The organism is Novosphingobium olei, assembly GCF_012927405.1.
Classification (GTDB): domain Bacteria; phylum Pseudomonadota; class Alphaproteobacteria; order Sphingomonadales; family Sphingomonadaceae; genus Novosphingobium; species Novosphingobium olei.
This window is the reverse complement of record NZ_JABBGM010000003.1, coordinates 1-16,420: the sequence shown is the minus strand read 5'-3', so window position 1 is coordinate 16,420 and position 16,420 is coordinate 1. Positions and strand designations below refer to the sequence as shown.

Genomic DNA, 16,420 nt, shown 5'->3' with positions numbered 1-16,420 from the left:
GGCTATTATTGCGCGCAAATGTTGCACCTGCGCAATAGCCGGTGTTCAAGGCTCTCAACGCGGCTTGCTAGCGCGGGTTCCACCCGATAGGAGCCGCAGCCGAGGCCCGGACCCGGCCACCGTTCCACGCCTCGCCGCCCGGCGAGATTGCCCACCTGAGGGGGAGCCACCATGACCGCGATCATTGATATCCACGCCCGCGAAATTCTCGACAGCCGTGGCAACCCCACCGTCGAAGTCGACGTCCTGCTCGAAGACGGCTCGTTCGGCCGCGCCGCGGTGCCTTCGGGCGCTTCGACCGGCGCGCACGAAGCGGTCGAACTGCGCGATGGCGACAAGGGGCGCTACCTCGGCAAGGGCGTAACCAAGGCGGTCACCGCCGTGAACAGCGACATTGCCGAGCTGCTGACCGGCCTCGACGCCGAAGACCAGCGCGACATCGACCTTGCCATGATCGAGCTCGACGGCACCGAGAACAAGGGGCGCCTTGGCGCCAACGCGATCCTTGGCACCAGCCTTGCCGTGGCAAAGGCGGCAGCCGATGCCCGCGGCCTGCCGCTCTACAGCTATGTCGGCGGGGTTTCGGCGCACGTCCTGCCGGTGCCGATGATGAACATCATCAACGGCGGCGAGCACGCCGACAATCCGATCGACTTCCAGGAATTCATGATCATGCCGGTCGGCGCTCCGTCGCTCGCTGAAGCCGTGCGCTGGGGCGCGGAAGTGTTCCACACCCTGAAGAAGGGCCTTCACGAAAAGGGCCTCGCCACCGGCGTGGGCGACGAAGGCGGCTTTGCCCCCAACATCGCCAGCACACGCGACGCGCTCGATTTCGTGATGGCCTCGATCGAAAAGGCGGGCTTCAAGCCGGGCACCGACATCGTGCTGGCGCTGGACTGCGCCGCGACCGAGTTCTTCAAGAACGGCAAGTACGAGATCAGCGGCGAGGGCCTTTCGCTGTCGCCCGAGGCCATGGCCGACTACCTCGCCGCGCTGTGCGACGCCTACCCGATCAAGTCGATCGAGGATGGCATGAGCGAAGACGACTTCGAAGGCTGGGCCGCGCTGACCGCCAAGGTGGGCAAGAAGGTGCAGCTGGTGGGCGACGATCTGTTCGTGACCAATCCCAAGCGCCTGACTATGGGCATCGGCAAGGGCCTGGCCAACTCGCTGCTGGTGAAGGTCAACCAGATCGGCACGCTGACCGAGACGCTGGAAGCGGTCTCGATCGCGCAGCGCAACGGCTACACCGCCGTCATGTCGCACCGTTCGGGCGAGACCGAGGACGCGACCATCGCCGACCTCGCCGTTGCCACCAACTGCGGCCAGATCAAGACCGGATCGCTGGCGCGCTCGGACCGTCTTGCCAAGTACAACCAGCTGATCCGCATCGAGGAAGAGCTGGGCAAGAACGCACTCTATGCCGGTGCAGGAGCCTTTGGGCGTCTGGCGGGGTAAGGTCGCACTGCCAATTGAAATCAGGAAGGGGCCGCCCGTCGGGGCGGCCCTTTCTCTGTAAACATCCTGGAAGTCCGCTCAGCCTGCGTGCATGTGTGCCCTGAACTTTGCCAGCATGTCGCGAAACGTCAGCTCGGCATCCACATGCGTGTAAACGCGCATTGGCCGGGCCGCTGGATTGTCCACGTATTGACCGTCAGGTTCGATGCGGGGTGTTGGCATGCGGACATAGGTGCTCGAAGCGGGATCGGGCTGAAACTGGGTGACAAGTGCCGTGAGCGTCACGAGCGGGCTATCGCCCAGAACGTACGTTTCTGTCGGGGGGATCGGCGGGATTCCGGGGATACTCGCCATGACCGCGCTGACCTTGTCGACCTGCGCCTTCAGGTAGGCACCGAGTGGCCCGAGCGTCGCGAGCTCTTCGATTTCTGCATTCGGAAACAGCATCTGGCGGTACGCGTCGCGTGGAACCTGCCAGATCTCGATATCGGAATCGTTGAAGATCACTTGTGCGGCCAAGGGATCGATCGAAAAATTGAACTCTGGTTCAACGGCGCCGGGTGGAGCGTTGGCAAGACCCGCATGTTCGGAGCCGCCAATCCACACAAGCTTCAGTCGCTTCCCGATCCGAGGTTCCGCCAACCATGCGAGCGCAAGATCGGTGAGCCCTGCGCCGACGCAATAGATGAGCGGCTCGGCGGTGTCTTCGCGCATGGCTTCGCGGACGATGGCAGCGGTGGAGGGTGCGGGCCTCCAGGCTTTGCGATCCAAGATTGGCGCATCGGCACCAGCCACGATCGGCGGCGCCGGCAGTCGCATCAGATCGACAAGCTGTTGAGCCTTCGCGGCAGCTGCCTTGCCGGTCGGGATAGGAGCGTCGGGTCCGGCAAATGGCATGTTCGGAAGATGCGATCCGACGATCAGCGAGATGCGCAGGGACTTGCAGAGAAGATGGTGCGCCAGTTGGAACAGGCCGTCGGGATCACCTGCAAAATCATTGTCGAGGATGACCCGCGCGAGCCGAGGCGCCTCGGCGTTGGCGCCGCTTCGAAGCGCGAGCGCGGTTGCAACGGCTGCTCCTGAACCGATTACGCCGCGCCTTGTGAACGCCATATGCAAGTCCTCCTCTCTCGTCGAATTGTGTGCAGCACAGTGGCGCTGCGCAACGATTGAGGAAAATCGCTCTTGCGAGGTGGTCATTAGTCCTAGCTACGAACCGGTATCAGCGAATGACGGTCTGCTTGCCCTACACCTCGTTTTTGGCCTGTTCCGCGAGTTCTTCCTGTTTCTTGATCTGGCGCTTCTTCGTGGGGCTCAACAGGTATTGCCATACGCCCCAGGCGTTGATCGCGAGCAGCAGCGCGTTCTGCACGACGATGGGCATCGTCTCGTGAAGCAGGCCCGAGGCAATCCACGCCACCGACACCGCGACGAACAACGCGAAGCCCCAGCCGGTCCAGCGTCGGCCAAGGTCCGCGGCGATCATTCCAGCGGCGATGATGGCGCCGATCGCGCCGAACCATGCAAAGGGCCCGTTCATGGTGCAACCAACTGATAAATCGACATTTCAGTTCCGTTGCGTGCAACCGATTTAAGCAATCAATTAAATCCTCTTCACAAGAGGGTGCGGCTCTGCCAGCATGGGCTTGGGAGAGCATGATGACACAGTTTCCGAAGTCCCCTGCCGAGGTTACCGCGCCTTGGCTCGAAGACCGCCTGCGCAGTTCTGGCGCGCTTGGCGAAGGCCGCATCACCGGTGTCGAATGGGTATCGATCGGTACCGGACAGGTCGGTGACACCGCGCGTTTCACGTTGACCTACGAGCCTGCCGGGGCAGGCCCGGCGACGGTCGCGGCCAAGTTCGCTTCGACCGATGCCACCAGCCGCTCCACCGCAGCGATGTTCGGGCTCTATCGCAAGGAAGTGAACTTCTATCGCGAGCTGGCGCCCAACATCGACGTTCGCACAGCGAAGATCTACGGATCCGAGCTGACCGAGGATGGCGCGGACTTCATCCTGCTGTTCGAGGATCTGGGCCCGTGCCGCGGCGGCAACCAGCTGGCAGGCTGCACGCTGGAGGACGCGCGCCACGGCGTGAGGCAGGCGGCTGCATTGCATGCGCCGACGTGGAATGCGCCGTGGCTGGCAGAAGCACCCTGGCTCCAGCCGGCGCCCGGCACGCAGGAGCAGATGATCGCGCTTTATCCGCAGGCGCAGGCGATCTTCCGTGAACGCTACGCCGACACGCTCGAGCCGGAAATGATGGCCGTCTGCGAGCAGCTCAACGATCTGATCGACATATACTTCACGCGCCTGCCCACCGACTTTTCGGTCACGCACGGGGATTACCGGCTCGACAACATGCTGTTCGACGTCCGCGGCGGCGAGAATCCCATCGCGGTGGTCGATTGGCAGACGACCGGGATCGGCTGTCCGCTCAACGATCTCGGCTATTTCCTCGGCTGCGGCATCGGCAGCGCGGTGCGCCGCCCGCACGAGGACGAGCTGATCGAGCTGTACTGCGCCGAAATGACTCGGCGCGGCGTTCCGCTGACCCGGGCCGACATCTGGGACCGCTACCGCGTCGGCGCGCTGCATGGCGTTTCTACCGCGGTGTTCAGCGCCGCCTTCGTCGTCCGTACCGAGCGCGGCGATGCCAACTTCCTGTCGATGGCGCGCAACTCGTGCGAGCTGTGCCTCGATCATGACAGCATCGGCGCCCTCAAGCGCCTGACGGAGACTGTGTGATGTTGACCAAGGGTGACGATTTCCCGCTGCACCAGACGCCCGAGCCGATCGCCTATTCAGGCACGGATCGCAATTTCTACGACCGCTACTTCTTCAACGGGTATGCCCCGGACGGGACCGGGTTCTTTGCCGTTGCCTTCGGCGTCTATCCCCACCTCAACGTCGCCGATGCGAGCTTCTGCGCGGTGCGGGATGGCAAGCAATACAACCTTCACGCCTCGCGCGAACTGGGGATGGAGCGGCTCGATCTCGTCGTCGGGCCGATTTCGATCGAGGTGGTCGAGCCGCTCAAGCAGCTCGTCGTTCGCGTCGATGGCGAAGGGATCAAGGCCGAGGTGCACTTCACCGGCCGCGCCTTCCCGATCGAGGAGCCGCGCTTCGTTTTCCGCAACGGTCCGCGCACGTTCATGGACTACACGCGCCTGACCCAGAACGGCCACTACACCGGCTGGATCGAGATCGACGGCGTGCGCGAGGAACTGGCCGCTGGAACCGCCGGCACGCGCGACCGCAGCTGGGGCGTGCGCCCCGTCGGCACGAGCGACACGCAGCCGCATGCCGGCAACCAGGTGCCGTCGTTCTTTTGGCAATGGACGCCGATCAACCTGCCGACGCGGTCGGTGTTCTATCACATCAACGCCGATGTTCACGGATCGGCCTGGAACACCCGCGCGGTGGTGGCCCCCGATGGCGCGCATCACGACGGCTTCTTCGAAACGCCTTCGGGCACGATGGTCTCTCCCATGGAGAAGGGCACGCGCTGGCCGGCCTCGGGCGAACTGACCGTGCAGGCGCCTGACGGGCCCCTGACGCTGACGTTCGAGCCCTTGGTGCGCTTCCAGATGAAGGGCCTCGGTTACACCTCGCCAAAGTGGGGGCATGGATTGTATCATGGACCGCTCGAGATCGAGCGGGAGGACTTCGTGCTGGACCAGATGGACCCGCTGCAGATGGACAACCTGCACGTCCAGATCGTCAGCCGCGTGACCACGTCGGCCGGCGAAGTCGGCACCGGCGTGTTCGAACAGCTGGTGATCGGCCCTTACAACCCGTGGGGCCTGACCGGCTTCACCGACGGCGGCTGAAGCCTTGGCGCGGGGTCGGCACAAGCGCAGGGCAGGGGCGCGGCGTGGACCGCTGCTGCTGGCCATCGGGCTCGGCGTGGTGGCCGGGCTCGGTTCGGCCTGGTGGGTGATGAAGCACGGCTCTGGCGGTGAGGTGCATGCTCACTGGGCCGGCAACCGCGTGACGGGCGCCACCGACGCCGATCCCTGGACGCGGGCCCAGGTCGCGCTGACCGGTCTGCTCGCGCTCAACCGCAGCCAGGCGATCTACTTCCGCCGCGACGTAGACGACAGCGGCGCGCGCCTTCGCGCAGACTGCCGATACCGCGTCAGCGGTGGCGCCTTGCCCGGGCGATGGTGGTCGGTGACGGTCTATGCGGCCGACGATTACCTGCCGCTCAATGACGACGATGCGCTTTCGTTCGATGCGACCGAGGTTCGACCCGATGCGAAGGGCAGGTGGAGCGCAACCGTGTCGCCGGCAAAGCCGGGCGAGGGCGCCTGGGCATCGAGCCGCAATGCCGGAAATTTCGACCTGACGCTGCGGATCTACAACCCGAGCCTCAAGGCGCAGGGTGACTTCGCCTCGATTCCGTTCCCCAAGGTGGAGCGGATCGATTGCGGCAAGGGGGCGGGGACATGAAACGCGCGCTGATCCTCGTCGCGGCCTTCCTGGCGACGGCGCTTGCCGTTCATGTGATCACGGTGTTCGTCGCGCCGCACGCGATCATGGCGGTGGCGATCCGCAAGCTGGGACAGGATGGCAAGGCGGTTAACGCGTTCCAGTTCTCGCGTCGGACAAGCTCGCAGTCGCGCGCCATCGTCCGGCCTTCGCCCGACCTTGCCTACGCCAGTTGCGTCTACGACCTCGATAGCGGTCCGCTCCTGGTGAAGGCAGCATCGACTCCCGGCGGGGGTTACGCGTCGATCTCGGTCTTTGCCGGCAACACCGACAACATCGGGGTATTCGATACGATCAGCCATCCCGACGGCATCCGGTTCGTGCTGGCACGTGCCGGCGAGCCGCTGCCCGATGCAGCCGTCAGGCTCGCTTTGCCCGTCGTGCTCTCGTCTTCGCGCCAAGGGGTCATCCTCGACCGGCGTCTGGCGCCGACCGCGGAAACCTTTGCCCTGGCCGACAAAGCGCGGCGCGCGGATTCGTGCGCGCCGCTGCGCTAGACAGAGAACACAGCGCGCGCGGCATGCGCTGAAGTGCGCTGTATTTTCATGTCGCTTGCCGGCGATGCCGACCAGACGCCGCCATCCCCGACAGCCACGAGTCGGTCGACTCGTGCGATCTATGGGAACTAACGGATCATCGACTCACGCATCGGGGTTTAAAATGCCCGTGGTGGAGGGCGATGTCCGGGTGAATTTTATCTGATCTGTGAGGGTATTCCGACCAAAGTCGCGAAGGGCGTGAAGCTCCTGCCGCTACGGAACACTTTCGTGTTAATTATCCGGTTGACAAGTTGCCCGTCTCAATATGTCTTTGCGGCAGGGGACCTGCGAAAAAGACGGGCCCCGCTGGAGAGAGAGGTCAGAAAGATGAGGGGCAAGCTTACCCTGCTTGCGGGCGTGTGCGCCGCAGCCGTTACCACTCCGTCATTCGCGCAATCGGCCCAGGCGGGCGCGAGTTCGGGGGTCGAGGAAATCATCGTTACCGCGCAGCGCCAGTCGCAGCGCCTTCAGGATGTTCCGATCGCGGTCAGTGCGTTCACTGCCGAAGGCATCGAAAAGCAGCAGATCAAGAATACCAGCGATCTTCAGCTGACCCTGCCGAACGTCACGTTCACCAAGACCAACTTCTCGTCCGCCTCTTTCACCATCCGCGGCATCGGCGACCTTTGCGTCGGCGTCACCTGCGACAGCGCGACCGCCATTCACCTCAACGACGCCCCGCTCGGCGGTTCGACCCGTCTGTTCGAGGGCGAGTTCTACGACCTCGCGCAGATCGAAGTCCTGCGTGGTCCGCAGGGAACCCTGTTCGGGCGCAACGCGACGTCGGGCGTGGTCAATTTCCGCACCGCCAAGCCCGATCTCAACAAGTTCGGCGCCAATGGCGAGGCGGAATACGGCAACTACAACTCGATCAAGGTGAAGGGCGCGCTCAACGTGCCGCTGTCCGACACCTTCGGCGTGCGCCTTGCCGGGTTCTATCTGGACCGCGACGGCTATACCAAGAACCTGTACGACAACAGCCGCATCGACGATCGCCACATGTTCGGCCTTCGCGGCTCGGTCACCTGGGAGCCGACGCCGACCACCACGGTCGACTTCATGGCGCAGTACTTCAAGGAAAACGACAACCGCCTGCGCATTCAGAAGCAGTTGTGCGATAACGATCCGACGGGCATTCTCGGCTGCCTTAACACCTCGTACGGCTATGGCACGACCAACGCCAATTCGACCGCCGGTTCGATCCTCATTTCGAAGCAGTTCCTGGCGCTGAACGGTCTTAGCAGTCTCGGCCTCGGACTGACTGACGTTTATGGTAAGAACATCTACCAGAACGTGGTCAATCCGACCGACCCGCGCGTGGTGAACACCGATTACAAGCCCTACTACAAGGCTGAGGAACTGATCCTTCAGGGCCGCATCAACCAGAAGCTGGGTGACAAGTTCAACCTGCGCATCACCGGGCAGTATTCGAAGGTCAAGAACGACTCCGGTCAGGACTACAACCTGTCGGTTGGCGATGCATCGGTCTACGCAGCCGGCCTTGCCCGCTTCGAGGCGGCTGCACTGGGTGCCTATGACGGCTTCCTGCCGGGCTTCTCGAACTACATCAAGCCGGCCTACAACGCGCTTCTGCCCAAGGGCCTTGCCGGCGGCACGTATTGCACGTCGCTCGGCGATCCGAGCAACACCGGCGTCTATGGTGGGCATGCGCTCTGCGCGTCTACTCCGGAAGACTTCGACCGCTCGACGCTCGATACTTCGCAGTGGTCGGCGGAAGCGGTGCTGACCTCGGATTTCGACGGTCCGTTCAACTTCCTTCTGGGCGGCATCTATTCGCAGGCGCACGTCACGGATGCGAGCTACTACGTCAACTCGTTCCAGCTTGACTATGCGAGCGCCCTGCTGGGTGCGGCAACGGCCTATTTCCGTGGGCTTCCGCCATCGTATATGGGCTCTCCGAACTTCCATTCGGACTCCACCGACCTGCGCCTCAAGAGCTACGGTCTGTTCGGTGAAGGCTACGTCAAGTTCAGCGACAAGGTTAAGCTGACCGTCGGTCTGCGTCTCAACCACGACGACAAGAAGAACCGGGCCGCCACCACGCTGCTCAGCGCGCTGGTCCCCTATGGCACGGCCAACTTCGACGATTCGCCGTATGCTGCGGGCTTCGACGGGGATCCGTCGGCTTCGAACCCGGGCGTGCAGCGCTTCCAGGAGCGCCAGGTCAAGTTCACGCGTCTCACCGGTCGCGCCGTGCTTGATTTCCAGATCACGCCGGACAACCTGCTCTACGCTTCGTACTCGCGCGGTTACAAGTCGGGCGGCATCAACCCGCCGCTGTCGGCTGAAGTTGCGGCGCAGGTTCCCGAAACCTTCAAGCCGGAAAGCGTCAACGCCTTCGAAATCGGTTCGAAGAACACGTTCGCCAACGGTGCGATGCAGCTGAACGTCACGGCGTTCTACTACAAGTACAAGCAGCTGCAGCTGTCGCGCATCGTCAACCGCACGTCGGTGAACGACAACATCGATGCCGATATCTGGGGTGTCGAAGCCGAGGCGGTGTTCCGTCCCAGCCGCGACATGTCGATCAATGCCAACTTCAGCTACCTGAACACCAAGGTGACGACCGACAAGCCGATCTCGAACTCGCGCGATTACGGTGGCGGTCGTGCGGACGCGGTGATCATCAAGGACCTCACGACGGCGGCAAACTGCGCCGTCGCCTCGAAGTCCGGCAACGCCGCGATCACCAACGCCTACGTCAATGCCGTCAACGACGTGCTTAGCGCGGCAACTGGCGCGGGTCTGCAGCACACCACGACCTTCCCGTCGAACGGTGGCATCGCTTCGACCGGGGCGTTCTCGGTGTGTAGCGCCATCGCCAGCGGGGTTGGCGGGGTTGTGCCCAAGCCCGACGACGTTGTGTTCTACGGCTCGGGCGTGCCCAGCAGCGTGAAGGGCAACCATCTGCCGGGCGCTCCGACGATCAAGTTCTCGGCGGGCGTGCAGTATGACTTCCACATCGGCGACCTGACCCTGACGCCCCGTGCAGACCTTGCCTTCACCGGCGAATCCTACGGCAACATCTTCAACGGCAACGTCAACAAGGTCCCGGCCTTCACCCAGGTGAACGCCCAGATCCAGCTCGACGGGCCGGACAAGAAGTGGTTCATCCGCGGCTTCGTCCAGAACCTCACCAACAACAACTCGATCACCGGTCTGTATGTGACCGACCAGTCGTCGGGTCTGTTCACCAACATCTTCACGCTGGAACCGCGTCGCTACGGCGTCGCCGCGGGCTTCCGCTTCTGAGCGTGACACAGGGATAACAGGGGCCGGTCCAGCCACGGGACCGGATGAACTGGCGCCGGGGGGCAACCTCCGGCGCTTTTATTTGCATGCTGGAGCAACAAGGCAGAGTGCCTGCGGGATGGCGGCTTCATATATCGCAAGGGCGGTGCCGCCGCCTCCCCGGGCCTTCAGGGCATCGGCGCGTCGTTCTCAGGTAAAAGCGGCTTGGGGCAGGCCCGATCCGTCATACACCGGCTGCTTGAGGTCGACGCGGTATTTGTTGACCTCGGCCCCGGTCATGCCGGCATCGGCGAGGTATCCGGCCATGTCCCGGTACAGCGATCCGTCGAGATGCGCCTGAAGATCTTCGACGCGCTCCCATTCCTCGAACACCCACACGCGATGGGTCTGCACCGGGTCTGCCGTCCAGACGTAGTGGACGCAGCCCTGTTCGGTATAGGTCGGCGCGATCAGGTGCGTGGCGCCTCGCACGATCGCGCCAGCGTCCTTCCCCTCGAAGTCGATCCAGCCCCACAGGGTGATACGTTCCATAGCCTTGGCTCCTCTCGCTGCGGCGCTGTGCCGGGCCACGGCGATAGACCTCGATGCGACCGCGCGAACCGCATCTTTTCGTCAGGGCTGGGGAAGGGTGGTGGACGCACTAGGGCTCGAACCTAGGACCCGCTGATTAAGAGCTGCAATCAGAGGGTCCTAGCGCATCCGCATGGGTCCAAAAATGGCGGAAATCTGCGATTCATAGTCCGTATTGTTCTTGAAATGTTCGCCAGTATCCAGTACCAAAAGCTACCTAAGGTAGCGGGTACATATGGCGAACAAAGTTGGTTTGACGGATGCTCGGATCGCAGGCTTGAAGGCTCCTGCCAGCGGGCAAATTGAGCTTGCTGATGGCATCGTGACCGGGCTCCGGCTTCGGATGGGTGCAAGCGGCATCAAGACGTACATCTTGCGCAAGCGCGTTCAAGGCAAATGGTTGAATGTCACGATCGGCCGACATGGCCCGAGCTTCACTCTTGCCAATGCTCGGCGGAAGGCGCGAGACCTTCTGGTCGATGTTGAGCAGGGCAAGAACATCGCCAGAAAGCCAGGCGCGAAGAGGAAGGGATCGAAGGGCGTCGGGACGGTCGCTGAGCTCTACGAGATTTATCTGTCTCAGCAGATCGAGGGTAAAAAACGGAGCGCGAAGGAGTTCGACCGGGTTTTCCGGAAGTACATCGAACCCGAGCTGGGTGACCGTCTCGCGGATTCCATCACTCGAAGCGACGTGAGCCGCTTTGTCGAGAAGATCGCCTTCGAGCGGGGCAAGGAAACCCTGACGATGGCGCGCATCGTGTATCGCCATCTTTCAACTTTCTACACTTGGGCACTCACCAGACTCGAGCATTTGCCAGCCAATCCTTGCCGGGATGCATGGCGTCCGAAGCGAAGTGAGCCTCGCGACCGCGTACTCAGCGATCGAGAGCTCGCCGCATTGTGGCAAGCCGCTGTCGAGGATGGCTATCCGTTCGGTCATCTCGTGCAAATGCTTGTTCTCACAGCCCAGCGCCGGGGAGAGGTGCTCGACGCCACTTGCGACGAGTTCGATTTCAAGGCGAAGGTTTGGACCGTCCCTGGAGACAGAGCGAAAAACGGCAAGGCGAATGTCGTGCCGCTGTCCGCTCAGGCACTCACAGTCGTCACCGACATCTTCGCGGCCGCGGGGATTGCTCCTAACGACGCCCACAAGCAGTCGCAAATTCTATTGGCATCCAAGGTCACCAACACAAATAGTGTCAGTGGGCTGTCAAAGGCCTGGAAGCGGATTAGGGCAAGCGTGGATGAGAAGCTTGGCTATGATGCCGGTCATTTCACCATGCATGACATTCGCCGGACAGTGGCAACTGGGCTGCAGAGGCTTGGAATACCGCTGGTCGTTTCTGAAGCTGTTCTCAATCATCAGTCGGGCTCGGCAATGGCCGGTGTCGCCGGGGTTTATCATCGGCATCAGTACACCAATGAGAAGCGCGAAGCTCTCGCACTGTGGGGCAGGGAGCTTCTCCAAATCGTCGCGAAATATCCGCCCCAGAATCAGGAAGGATGACTGTCCGCGCCAATCCAGTCGGCGCGTAGACGATCCATGCCTGCAACGACGCCTTCAACAGTCACGTTCGAACCGATGAGATCATCGGCAACTTCCTCGCTTTCGACGATCCAAACCTCGTCCGATTTCGTGGTCAGGATCATTCCGCGTCGTCCGCGGCTCAGCATTCCCGACACGCGTATTCGACCGGAACTCACAACTACCCCCTGCTCAAAAGCGCCAATGACGCAGCACGTCGCGCACATAGGCCGGTGTCTCGCCATTGCGTGGGATACCGCCGGCTCGCTCGACGGCGCCAGGGCCTGCATTGTAGGCAGCGAGGGCCAGATGCACTACCCCGAACTTGTCGAGCATCTGGCGGAGATACCGCGCCGCACCGAAGATGTTGGCCATTGGATCGAAGCGATTGGAAACGCCAAGGTCGCGGGCGGTCCCCGGCATCAGCTGACCCAGACCAGCGGCGCCAGCCTTGCTGATCGCCAGAGGATTATACCGCGATTCCGTCCATACCAGGGCGTCGAGAAGACCACTCGGCAGCGAATATTGAGCCTCGGCAGCATAAACATGGGGAAGGTAGCTTGCCCGTCGAAAGCCTGAGGGCCCGCTAGCTTCGGGCTTTGCATAACGATTGGGAAGGTAGGTCCGGCCTGCGTCGAGAACCGGAGCCCCTGACGAAGCGGCTAGGGGCTGGCGCCAAATCCCATGCTCCACCAGCTGGAAACCGTTCGACCCCTCGGCAACGCGGAAACCGTCGGGCCGCATCTCAGGTGCAGCAGCAGCCTCAGCAGCCATTTCCTCCTGCGCCTGAGCCGGGACGACGAACGCCAATCCCGCCAGCGCCGCTGTGATCGTTGCCCATCTCAGTCTCATATCTCGATTCCTTCTATAGCCGAATCGAGGTAGAACATATATAGAACACCTCATGTAGGAAAACGCATTGGCAGCAGCGCAGAGCGGAGGCTGCGCGGGTGGAGGCATGTCATGATGGAGATGCCCCATGTCCCAGATTCAAGGTCGCGAAACGCTCGAAGCCCGCGCTCGTAAGATCGTCGAGGCGCTGAGCGGGACCTGGTCGCGCTCGCGCGGTATGTGTTGCTGCCCGGCCCACGCTGACCGCACCCCCTCGCTCAGCATCACGCTCGGCAAGCGCGCGATCCTGGTCCATTGCTTCGCCGGCTGCACCAACGAGGCAGTCATGCAGGGCATGGCCAAGCTTGGGGTGCGAATCTCGGACCTGTTCGACGGGACGGGCGGCCCGGTCGCATCCGCGCCGCGTCAAGAAATCGCTGACCGCAACGCACTGAGACTGTGGCGCGAGGCCTCGCTACTCGCAGGCAGCCCGGCCGAGCGCTACCTTGCCGCGCGAGGCATTACGATCTCATCTTCCGACCTGCGCTTTCATCCGCACATGCCGCTGGGGCCGAAGGGCGCGGTGCGGTTCCTACCGGCCTTGGTGGCAGCGGTACGCAACGACGCCGGTATCCTGGCGCTGAACCGGACGTTCCTCGATCCCGACAGTGACCGCCTCGCCTCATTTGAGCAGCCCAAGCGCTCGCTCGGCAGTCCGGGCTCGGGAGCCGTACGTCTGGCATATCCGCGCGATGGCAGGCTCGGACTCGCCGAGGGCAACGAGTCCGCGCTTTCGGCGATGAAGATGTTCGACATTTCCTGCTGGGCGACGCTGGGCAACGAGCGGTTCGGCCTGGTCACGATCCCGGAATCGGTGCGCGAGCTGCATCTCTTCGTTGACAACGACGCCGGTGGACTCCTCGCCGAGGAGCGCGCGCGTCAAGCCTATGCCTGCAAGGGGCGCCGGATCGTCACCCGGCGGCCCGAGCGACCGGGCGACGACTGGAACGACGTGCTGATGCGCCGGATTCGCGCGGCGGCTTGAGCCAAGCAGAGAGGAGAGTGGGCTTGGGGCCTTTTGAGGCCCCCAGACGGACTTGGGCCTCGTCAGGAGGTTTCCAATGTCCCATGCTTCTCCCGCTCTCGCCTTTACCATCCCCGCCGAACCGCAGGTTCTGGCCGCGGCAAGGTCGTTGGCTGCCCGGATCGGTGCCGATCAGGCTATCTCCCGCGCCGTACTGAACGCCACAATGCGTGAGCATTTCGGCGGCAGCGATGCCGAAGGCCGCTGGTCGGTGCGAGATGCCCATGCCGCGCTCGAATTGGCCCAGGTGCTATTCTTGGCTGACGAGTCCGAGCTCGTCACCGCTGTGTCGCCTGAATTGGCCGATCGGACCTTTTCTCGCTTGGAAGCGCTGGTGCCGAGCCAGACCACTCGCAGCGACGAGCAGATCGAATGGCAACAGTTCGCAACGCCGCCCCGCATCGCCTGGCTCGCGGCCCGAGCCTGCGGGATTTCTGCTGGAGAATTGGCGCTCGAACCCTCGGCCGGGACTGGGATGCTGGGCATTTGGGCGGCTAAGGCAGGCGCGCGCCTCGCGCTCAACGAGATCTCACCGCTCCGTCGTGAATGCCTTGGAGCACTGTTCCCCGAAGCCACGGTGACGGGATACGATGGCGAGCTGATCGACGAGCTGCTCTCGCCCAATATCGCGCCGAGCGTGGTGTTGATGAACCCTCCCTATTCGCACGGGATTGAGCGCGGCCACGATGGACGCACCGGTTCGCGGCACCTGCGTTCGGCCTGGAAGCGGCTGCTCCCCGGCGGTCGCCTCGTCGCGGTGATGCCCGAATGGTTCGACCTGCCGCGCTTCCTTGCCGGGATCACCGGTCCGGTGGCGCTGCGGCTCAACGCCGTGATCGAGCTCGGTTTCGTCAAGCAGGGCACCTCGATCACCACCCGGCTCTTGGTGCTCGACAAGGTCGATGGCGGCGATAGTCCGGTCATCGCCAAGCCGGTGAACTTTGCCGAGCTCTGCTTCCTGGTCGGCCTTTTGCCCGATCGCACGGGGCAGGTTGCTGAGCCGATCATCGCCCAAAGACCGGCGCTCCCGCTGCGGCTCGTCGGACAGCCGAGCAAACCGGTCCCGCTAGTGGTTCGGCCCGTCGCGGCCGCACCGTCGATCCAGCCGCTGGCTTACCAACCGCTCGATGCGCCCGCGCCGATCGCCGAGCAGGTCGGGCACTATCTGCCTTACCGACCGAGCCGCATCGCGATCACCGGCGCAGTCGAACATCCGACGCCACTGGTGGAATCGGTCGCGATGGGCTCGATCACCGCGCCGGTGCCCGAAGCGGTGCCGCAGCTCCCTTCCGATCTTATCACCAAAGGCGTACTCTCCGCCGCGCAGACCGAGACCCTGATCTATGCCGCAAACGCCCATGCCCGCGATCTTTCGGGCAGGTTCGAGCCCGACGACAAGGGCTGCGTGCTGAAGGCGAGCGCCGAGGGCCGGACCTACCGGATGGGCTACTTCCTTGGCGACGGGACCGGGGCAGGCAAGGGCCGGCAGGTTGCCTCGGTCATCCTCGATCGCTGGGTGAGGGGCGAGCGCCGCCATATCTGGATTTCAAAGAACGAAGCGCTGCTCGAAGACGCGCGCCGCGACTGGAGCGCACTTGGGGGCCTGCCGATCGACGTCCAGCCGCTCGGGCAATGGAAGCTCGGGGTCCCGGTCGGGATGCGCGAGGGCATCCTCTTCGTCACCTATCCGACCCTTCGCTCAGGCCGCAGCGATGCGACCCGGCTCGAGCAGATCCTCGAATGGGCGGGTGACGACTTCGACGGGGTGATCGTCTTCGACGAAGCCCACGCCATGGCCAACGCCGCGGGCGGCGAAGGTTCACGCGGTAAGGTCAAGGGATCGGAGCAAGGCGTTGCCGGAGTGCGGCTTCAGAACCTGCTGCCGCGCGCCCGCGTGCTCTATGCCTCGGCAACCGGGGCGTCAGACGTCAACAATCTCGCCTATGCGACCCGACTTGGCCTCTGGGGACCGGAAACCGCCTTCGCCAACCGCGAGGCCTTCGTCGCCGACATTCGCGATGGCGGCATTGCCGCAATGGAACTGGTCGCCCGCGATCTCAAATCGCTAGGGCTCTACACCGCGCGAGCGCTGTCGTTCGCCGGGGTCGAATACGAGATCCTCGAACATTGCCTCTCCGTCGACCAGATCGCGGTCTACGACGCCTATGCCGAAGCCTGGGCGATCATCCATGCCAACCTGCGCGATGCACTGGCGGCGACCCGGATTGTCGATGCCGACAGCGGAGATACCCTGAACTCCGGGGCCAAGGCGGCGGCGCTCTCGATCTTCGAGGGCACCAAGCAGCGGTTCTTTGCGCAATTGCTGCTCTCGATGAAGTTGCCGAGCCTGCTACCGGCAATCGATACGACACTTGCCGAAGGCAATGCCGTGGTGGTGCAGCTCGTCTCGACTGCGGAAGCCATGCTCGATCGCCGCCTCGCCGACCTTACCGATGCCGAGCGTGAAGCGCTTGAGATCGACCTTTCTCCCCGCGAATATGTGTAATGTTGAGCTCAACATTAGATGGCTTCTTTGCAGTCGCAGTTTATGTCGAGCGTGGCGGCGGGAGGCGCAGGTTTCCTTCGGTTTTCCATGATTTCACTCCAGATAATTGCCTGACAAGGTTGAATGCTGGGGCCGTTAGG

General features: G+C 63.2%; 14 protein-coding genes. 9 read left to right on the top strand and 5 right to left on the bottom strand.

Annotated elements, in window-relative coordinates:
• Positions 1-171: 171 nt before the first annotated feature.
• Complete coding sequence (gene eno, locus HHL27_RS07870) at positions 172-1,458, top strand: phosphopyruvate hydratase (RefSeq protein ID WP_169492861.1); 1,287 nt, start codon at positions 172-174, stop codon at positions 1,456-1,458.
• Positions 1,459-1,536: 78 nt separating this feature from the next.
• Here eno and HHL27_RS07865 read toward each other — a convergent pair whose 3' ends face one another.
• Positions 1,537-2,571, bottom strand: coding sequence for a nucleoside hydrolase (locus HHL27_RS07865; protein WP_169492860.1), 1,035 nt, complete (start codon positions 2,569-2,571; stop codon positions 1,537-1,539).
• Positions 2,572-2,704: 133 nt separating this feature from the next.
• Positions 2,705-2,998 (bottom strand): hypothetical protein, encoded by a 294-nt coding sequence (locus HHL27_RS07860; RefSeq protein WP_169492859.1) that lies wholly within the window; start codon positions 2,996-2,998, stop codon positions 2,705-2,707.
• A 119-nt stretch (positions 2,999-3,117) separates the two neighbouring features.
• Here HHL27_RS07860 and HHL27_RS07855 point away from each other — a divergent pair, with 119 nt between their 5' ends.
• The 5 genes from HHL27_RS07855 to HHL27_RS07835 all read left to right on the top strand — a co-directional run bounded on the left by HHL27_RS07855 (position 3,118) and on the right by HHL27_RS07835 (position 9,764).
• On the top strand, positions 3,118-4,206 hold the full coding sequence (locus HHL27_RS07855) for a phosphotransferase (RefSeq protein ID WP_169492858.1): 1,089 nt from the start codon (positions 3,118-3,120) through the stop codon (positions 4,204-4,206).
• A complete protein-coding gene (locus HHL27_RS07850; protein WP_169492857.1) occupies positions 4,206-5,291 on the top strand; it encodes an Rv3169 family protein in 1,086 nt (361 codons plus the stop codon). Before HHL27_RS07855 ends, HHL27_RS07850 begins: the two co-directional genes overlap by 1 nt.
• 4 nt (positions 5,292-5,295) lie before the next feature.
• Positions 5,296-5,913, top strand: a complete 618-nt coding sequence (locus HHL27_RS07845; RefSeq protein ID WP_240959581.1) for a DUF1214 domain-containing protein — start codon at positions 5,296-5,298, stop codon at positions 5,911-5,913.
• A complete protein-coding gene (locus HHL27_RS07840) occupies positions 5,910-6,449 on the top strand; it encodes a DUF1254 domain-containing protein (protein WP_169492856.1) in 540 nt (179 codons plus the stop codon). The genes HHL27_RS07845 and HHL27_RS07840 overlap by 4 nt, the downstream gene beginning before the upstream one ends.
• Positions 6,450-6,818: 369 nt before the next feature.
• Positions 6,819-9,764 carry a TonB-dependent receptor gene (locus HHL27_RS07835; RefSeq protein ID WP_169492855.1) on the top strand — a complete coding sequence of 982 codons (2,946 nt, stop codon included), beginning with the start codon at positions 6,819-6,821 and terminating at the stop codon, positions 9,762-9,764.
• 189 nt (positions 9,765-9,953) lie between these two features.
• Here HHL27_RS07835 and HHL27_RS07830 read toward each other — a convergent pair whose 3' ends face one another.
• Complete coding sequence (locus HHL27_RS07830; RefSeq protein WP_169492854.1) at positions 9,954-10,295, bottom strand: putative quinol monooxygenase; 342 nt, start codon at positions 10,293-10,295, stop codon at positions 9,954-9,956.
• A gap of 274 nt (positions 10,296-10,569) precedes the next feature.
• On the opposite strand from HHL27_RS07830, the gene HHL27_RS07825 reads away from it, so the two are divergent.
• Entirely contained in the window at positions 10,570-11,841 is a 1,272-nt protein-coding gene (locus HHL27_RS07825; RefSeq protein ID WP_169492853.1) for a tyrosine-type recombinase/integrase, read from the top strand.
• Here the strand turns inward: HHL27_RS07825 and HHL27_RS07820 are convergent.
• Positions 11,829-12,008, bottom strand: a complete 180-nt coding sequence (locus HHL27_RS07820; protein WP_107968371.1) for a DUF5818 domain-containing protein — start codon at positions 12,006-12,008, stop codon at positions 11,829-11,831. The two genes, HHL27_RS07825 and HHL27_RS07820, sit on opposite strands and share 13 nt — an antisense overlap.
• A gap of 43 nt (positions 12,009-12,051) precedes the next feature.
• Positions 12,052-12,711, bottom strand: a complete 660-nt coding sequence (locus tag HHL27_RS07815) for a lytic transglycosylase domain-containing protein (protein WP_169492852.1) — start codon at positions 12,709-12,711, stop codon at positions 12,052-12,054.
• Between the two features lie 127 nt (positions 12,712-12,838).
• Here HHL27_RS07815 and HHL27_RS07810 point away from each other — a divergent pair, with 127 nt between their 5' ends.
• Together HHL27_RS07810 and HHL27_RS07805 are read left to right on the top strand one after the other, a co-directional pair.
• A complete protein-coding gene (locus HHL27_RS07810; RefSeq protein ID WP_169492851.1) occupies positions 12,839-13,735 on the top strand; it encodes a DUF7146 domain-containing protein in 897 nt (298 codons plus the stop codon).
• Between the two features lie 76 nt (positions 13,736-13,811).
• Positions 13,812-16,280 carry a strawberry notch-like NTP hydrolase domain-containing protein gene (locus HHL27_RS07805; protein ID WP_169492850.1) on the top strand — a complete coding sequence of 823 codons (2,469 nt, stop codon included), beginning with the start codon at positions 13,812-13,814 and terminating at the stop codon, positions 16,278-16,280.
• Positions 16,281-16,420: the final 140 nt, after the last annotated feature.

Excerpts from the sequence above, each read along its gene's own strand:
- eno (WP_169492861.1), top strand. The coding sequence starts at position 172 with ATGACCGCGATCATTGATATCCACGCCCGCGAAATTCTCGACAGCCGT.
- HHL27_RS07860 (WP_169492859.1), bottom strand. The coding sequence starts at position 2,998 with ATGAACGGGCCCTTTGCATGGTTCGGCGCGATCGGCGCCATCATCGCC.
- HHL27_RS07805 (WP_169492850.1), top strand. The coding sequence starts at position 13,812 with ATGTCCCATGCTTCTCCCGCTCTCGCCTTTACCATCCCCGCCGAACCG.
- HHL27_RS07820 (WP_107968371.1), bottom strand. The coding sequence starts at position 12,008 with ATGCTGAGCCGCGGACGACGCGGAATGATCCTGACCACGAAATCGGAC.
- HHL27_RS07825 (WP_169492853.1), top strand. The coding sequence starts at position 10,570 with ATGGCGAACAAAGTTGGTTTGACGGATGCTCGGATCGCAGGCTTGAAG.
- HHL27_RS07855 (WP_169492858.1), top strand. The coding sequence starts at position 3,118 with ATGACACAGTTTCCGAAGTCCCCTGCCGAGGTTACCGCGCCTTGGCTC.
- HHL27_RS07850 (WP_169492857.1), top strand. The coding sequence starts at position 4,206 with ATGTTGACCAAGGGTGACGATTTCCCGCTGCACCAGACGCCCGAGCCG.
- HHL27_RS07810 (WP_169492851.1), top strand. The coding sequence starts at position 12,839 with ATGTCCCAGATTCAAGGTCGCGAAACGCTCGAAGCCCGCGCTCGTAAG.
- HHL27_RS07830 (WP_169492854.1), bottom strand. The coding sequence starts at position 10,295 with ATGGAACGTATCACCCTGTGGGGCTGGATCGACTTCGAGGGGAAGGAC.
- HHL27_RS07835 (WP_169492855.1), top strand. The coding sequence starts at position 6,819 with ATGAGGGGCAAGCTTACCCTGCTTGCGGGCGTGTGCGCCGCAGCCGTT.
- HHL27_RS07840 (WP_169492856.1), top strand. The coding sequence starts at position 5,910 with ATGAAACGCGCGCTGATCCTCGTCGCGGCCTTCCTGGCGACGGCGCTT.
- HHL27_RS07865 (WP_169492860.1), bottom strand. The coding sequence starts at position 2,571 with ATGGCGTTCACAAGGCGCGGCGTAATCGGTTCAGGAGCAGCCGTTGCA.
- HHL27_RS07815 (WP_169492852.1), bottom strand. The coding sequence starts at position 12,711 with ATGAGACTGAGATGGGCAACGATCACAGCGGCGCTGGCGGGATTGGCG.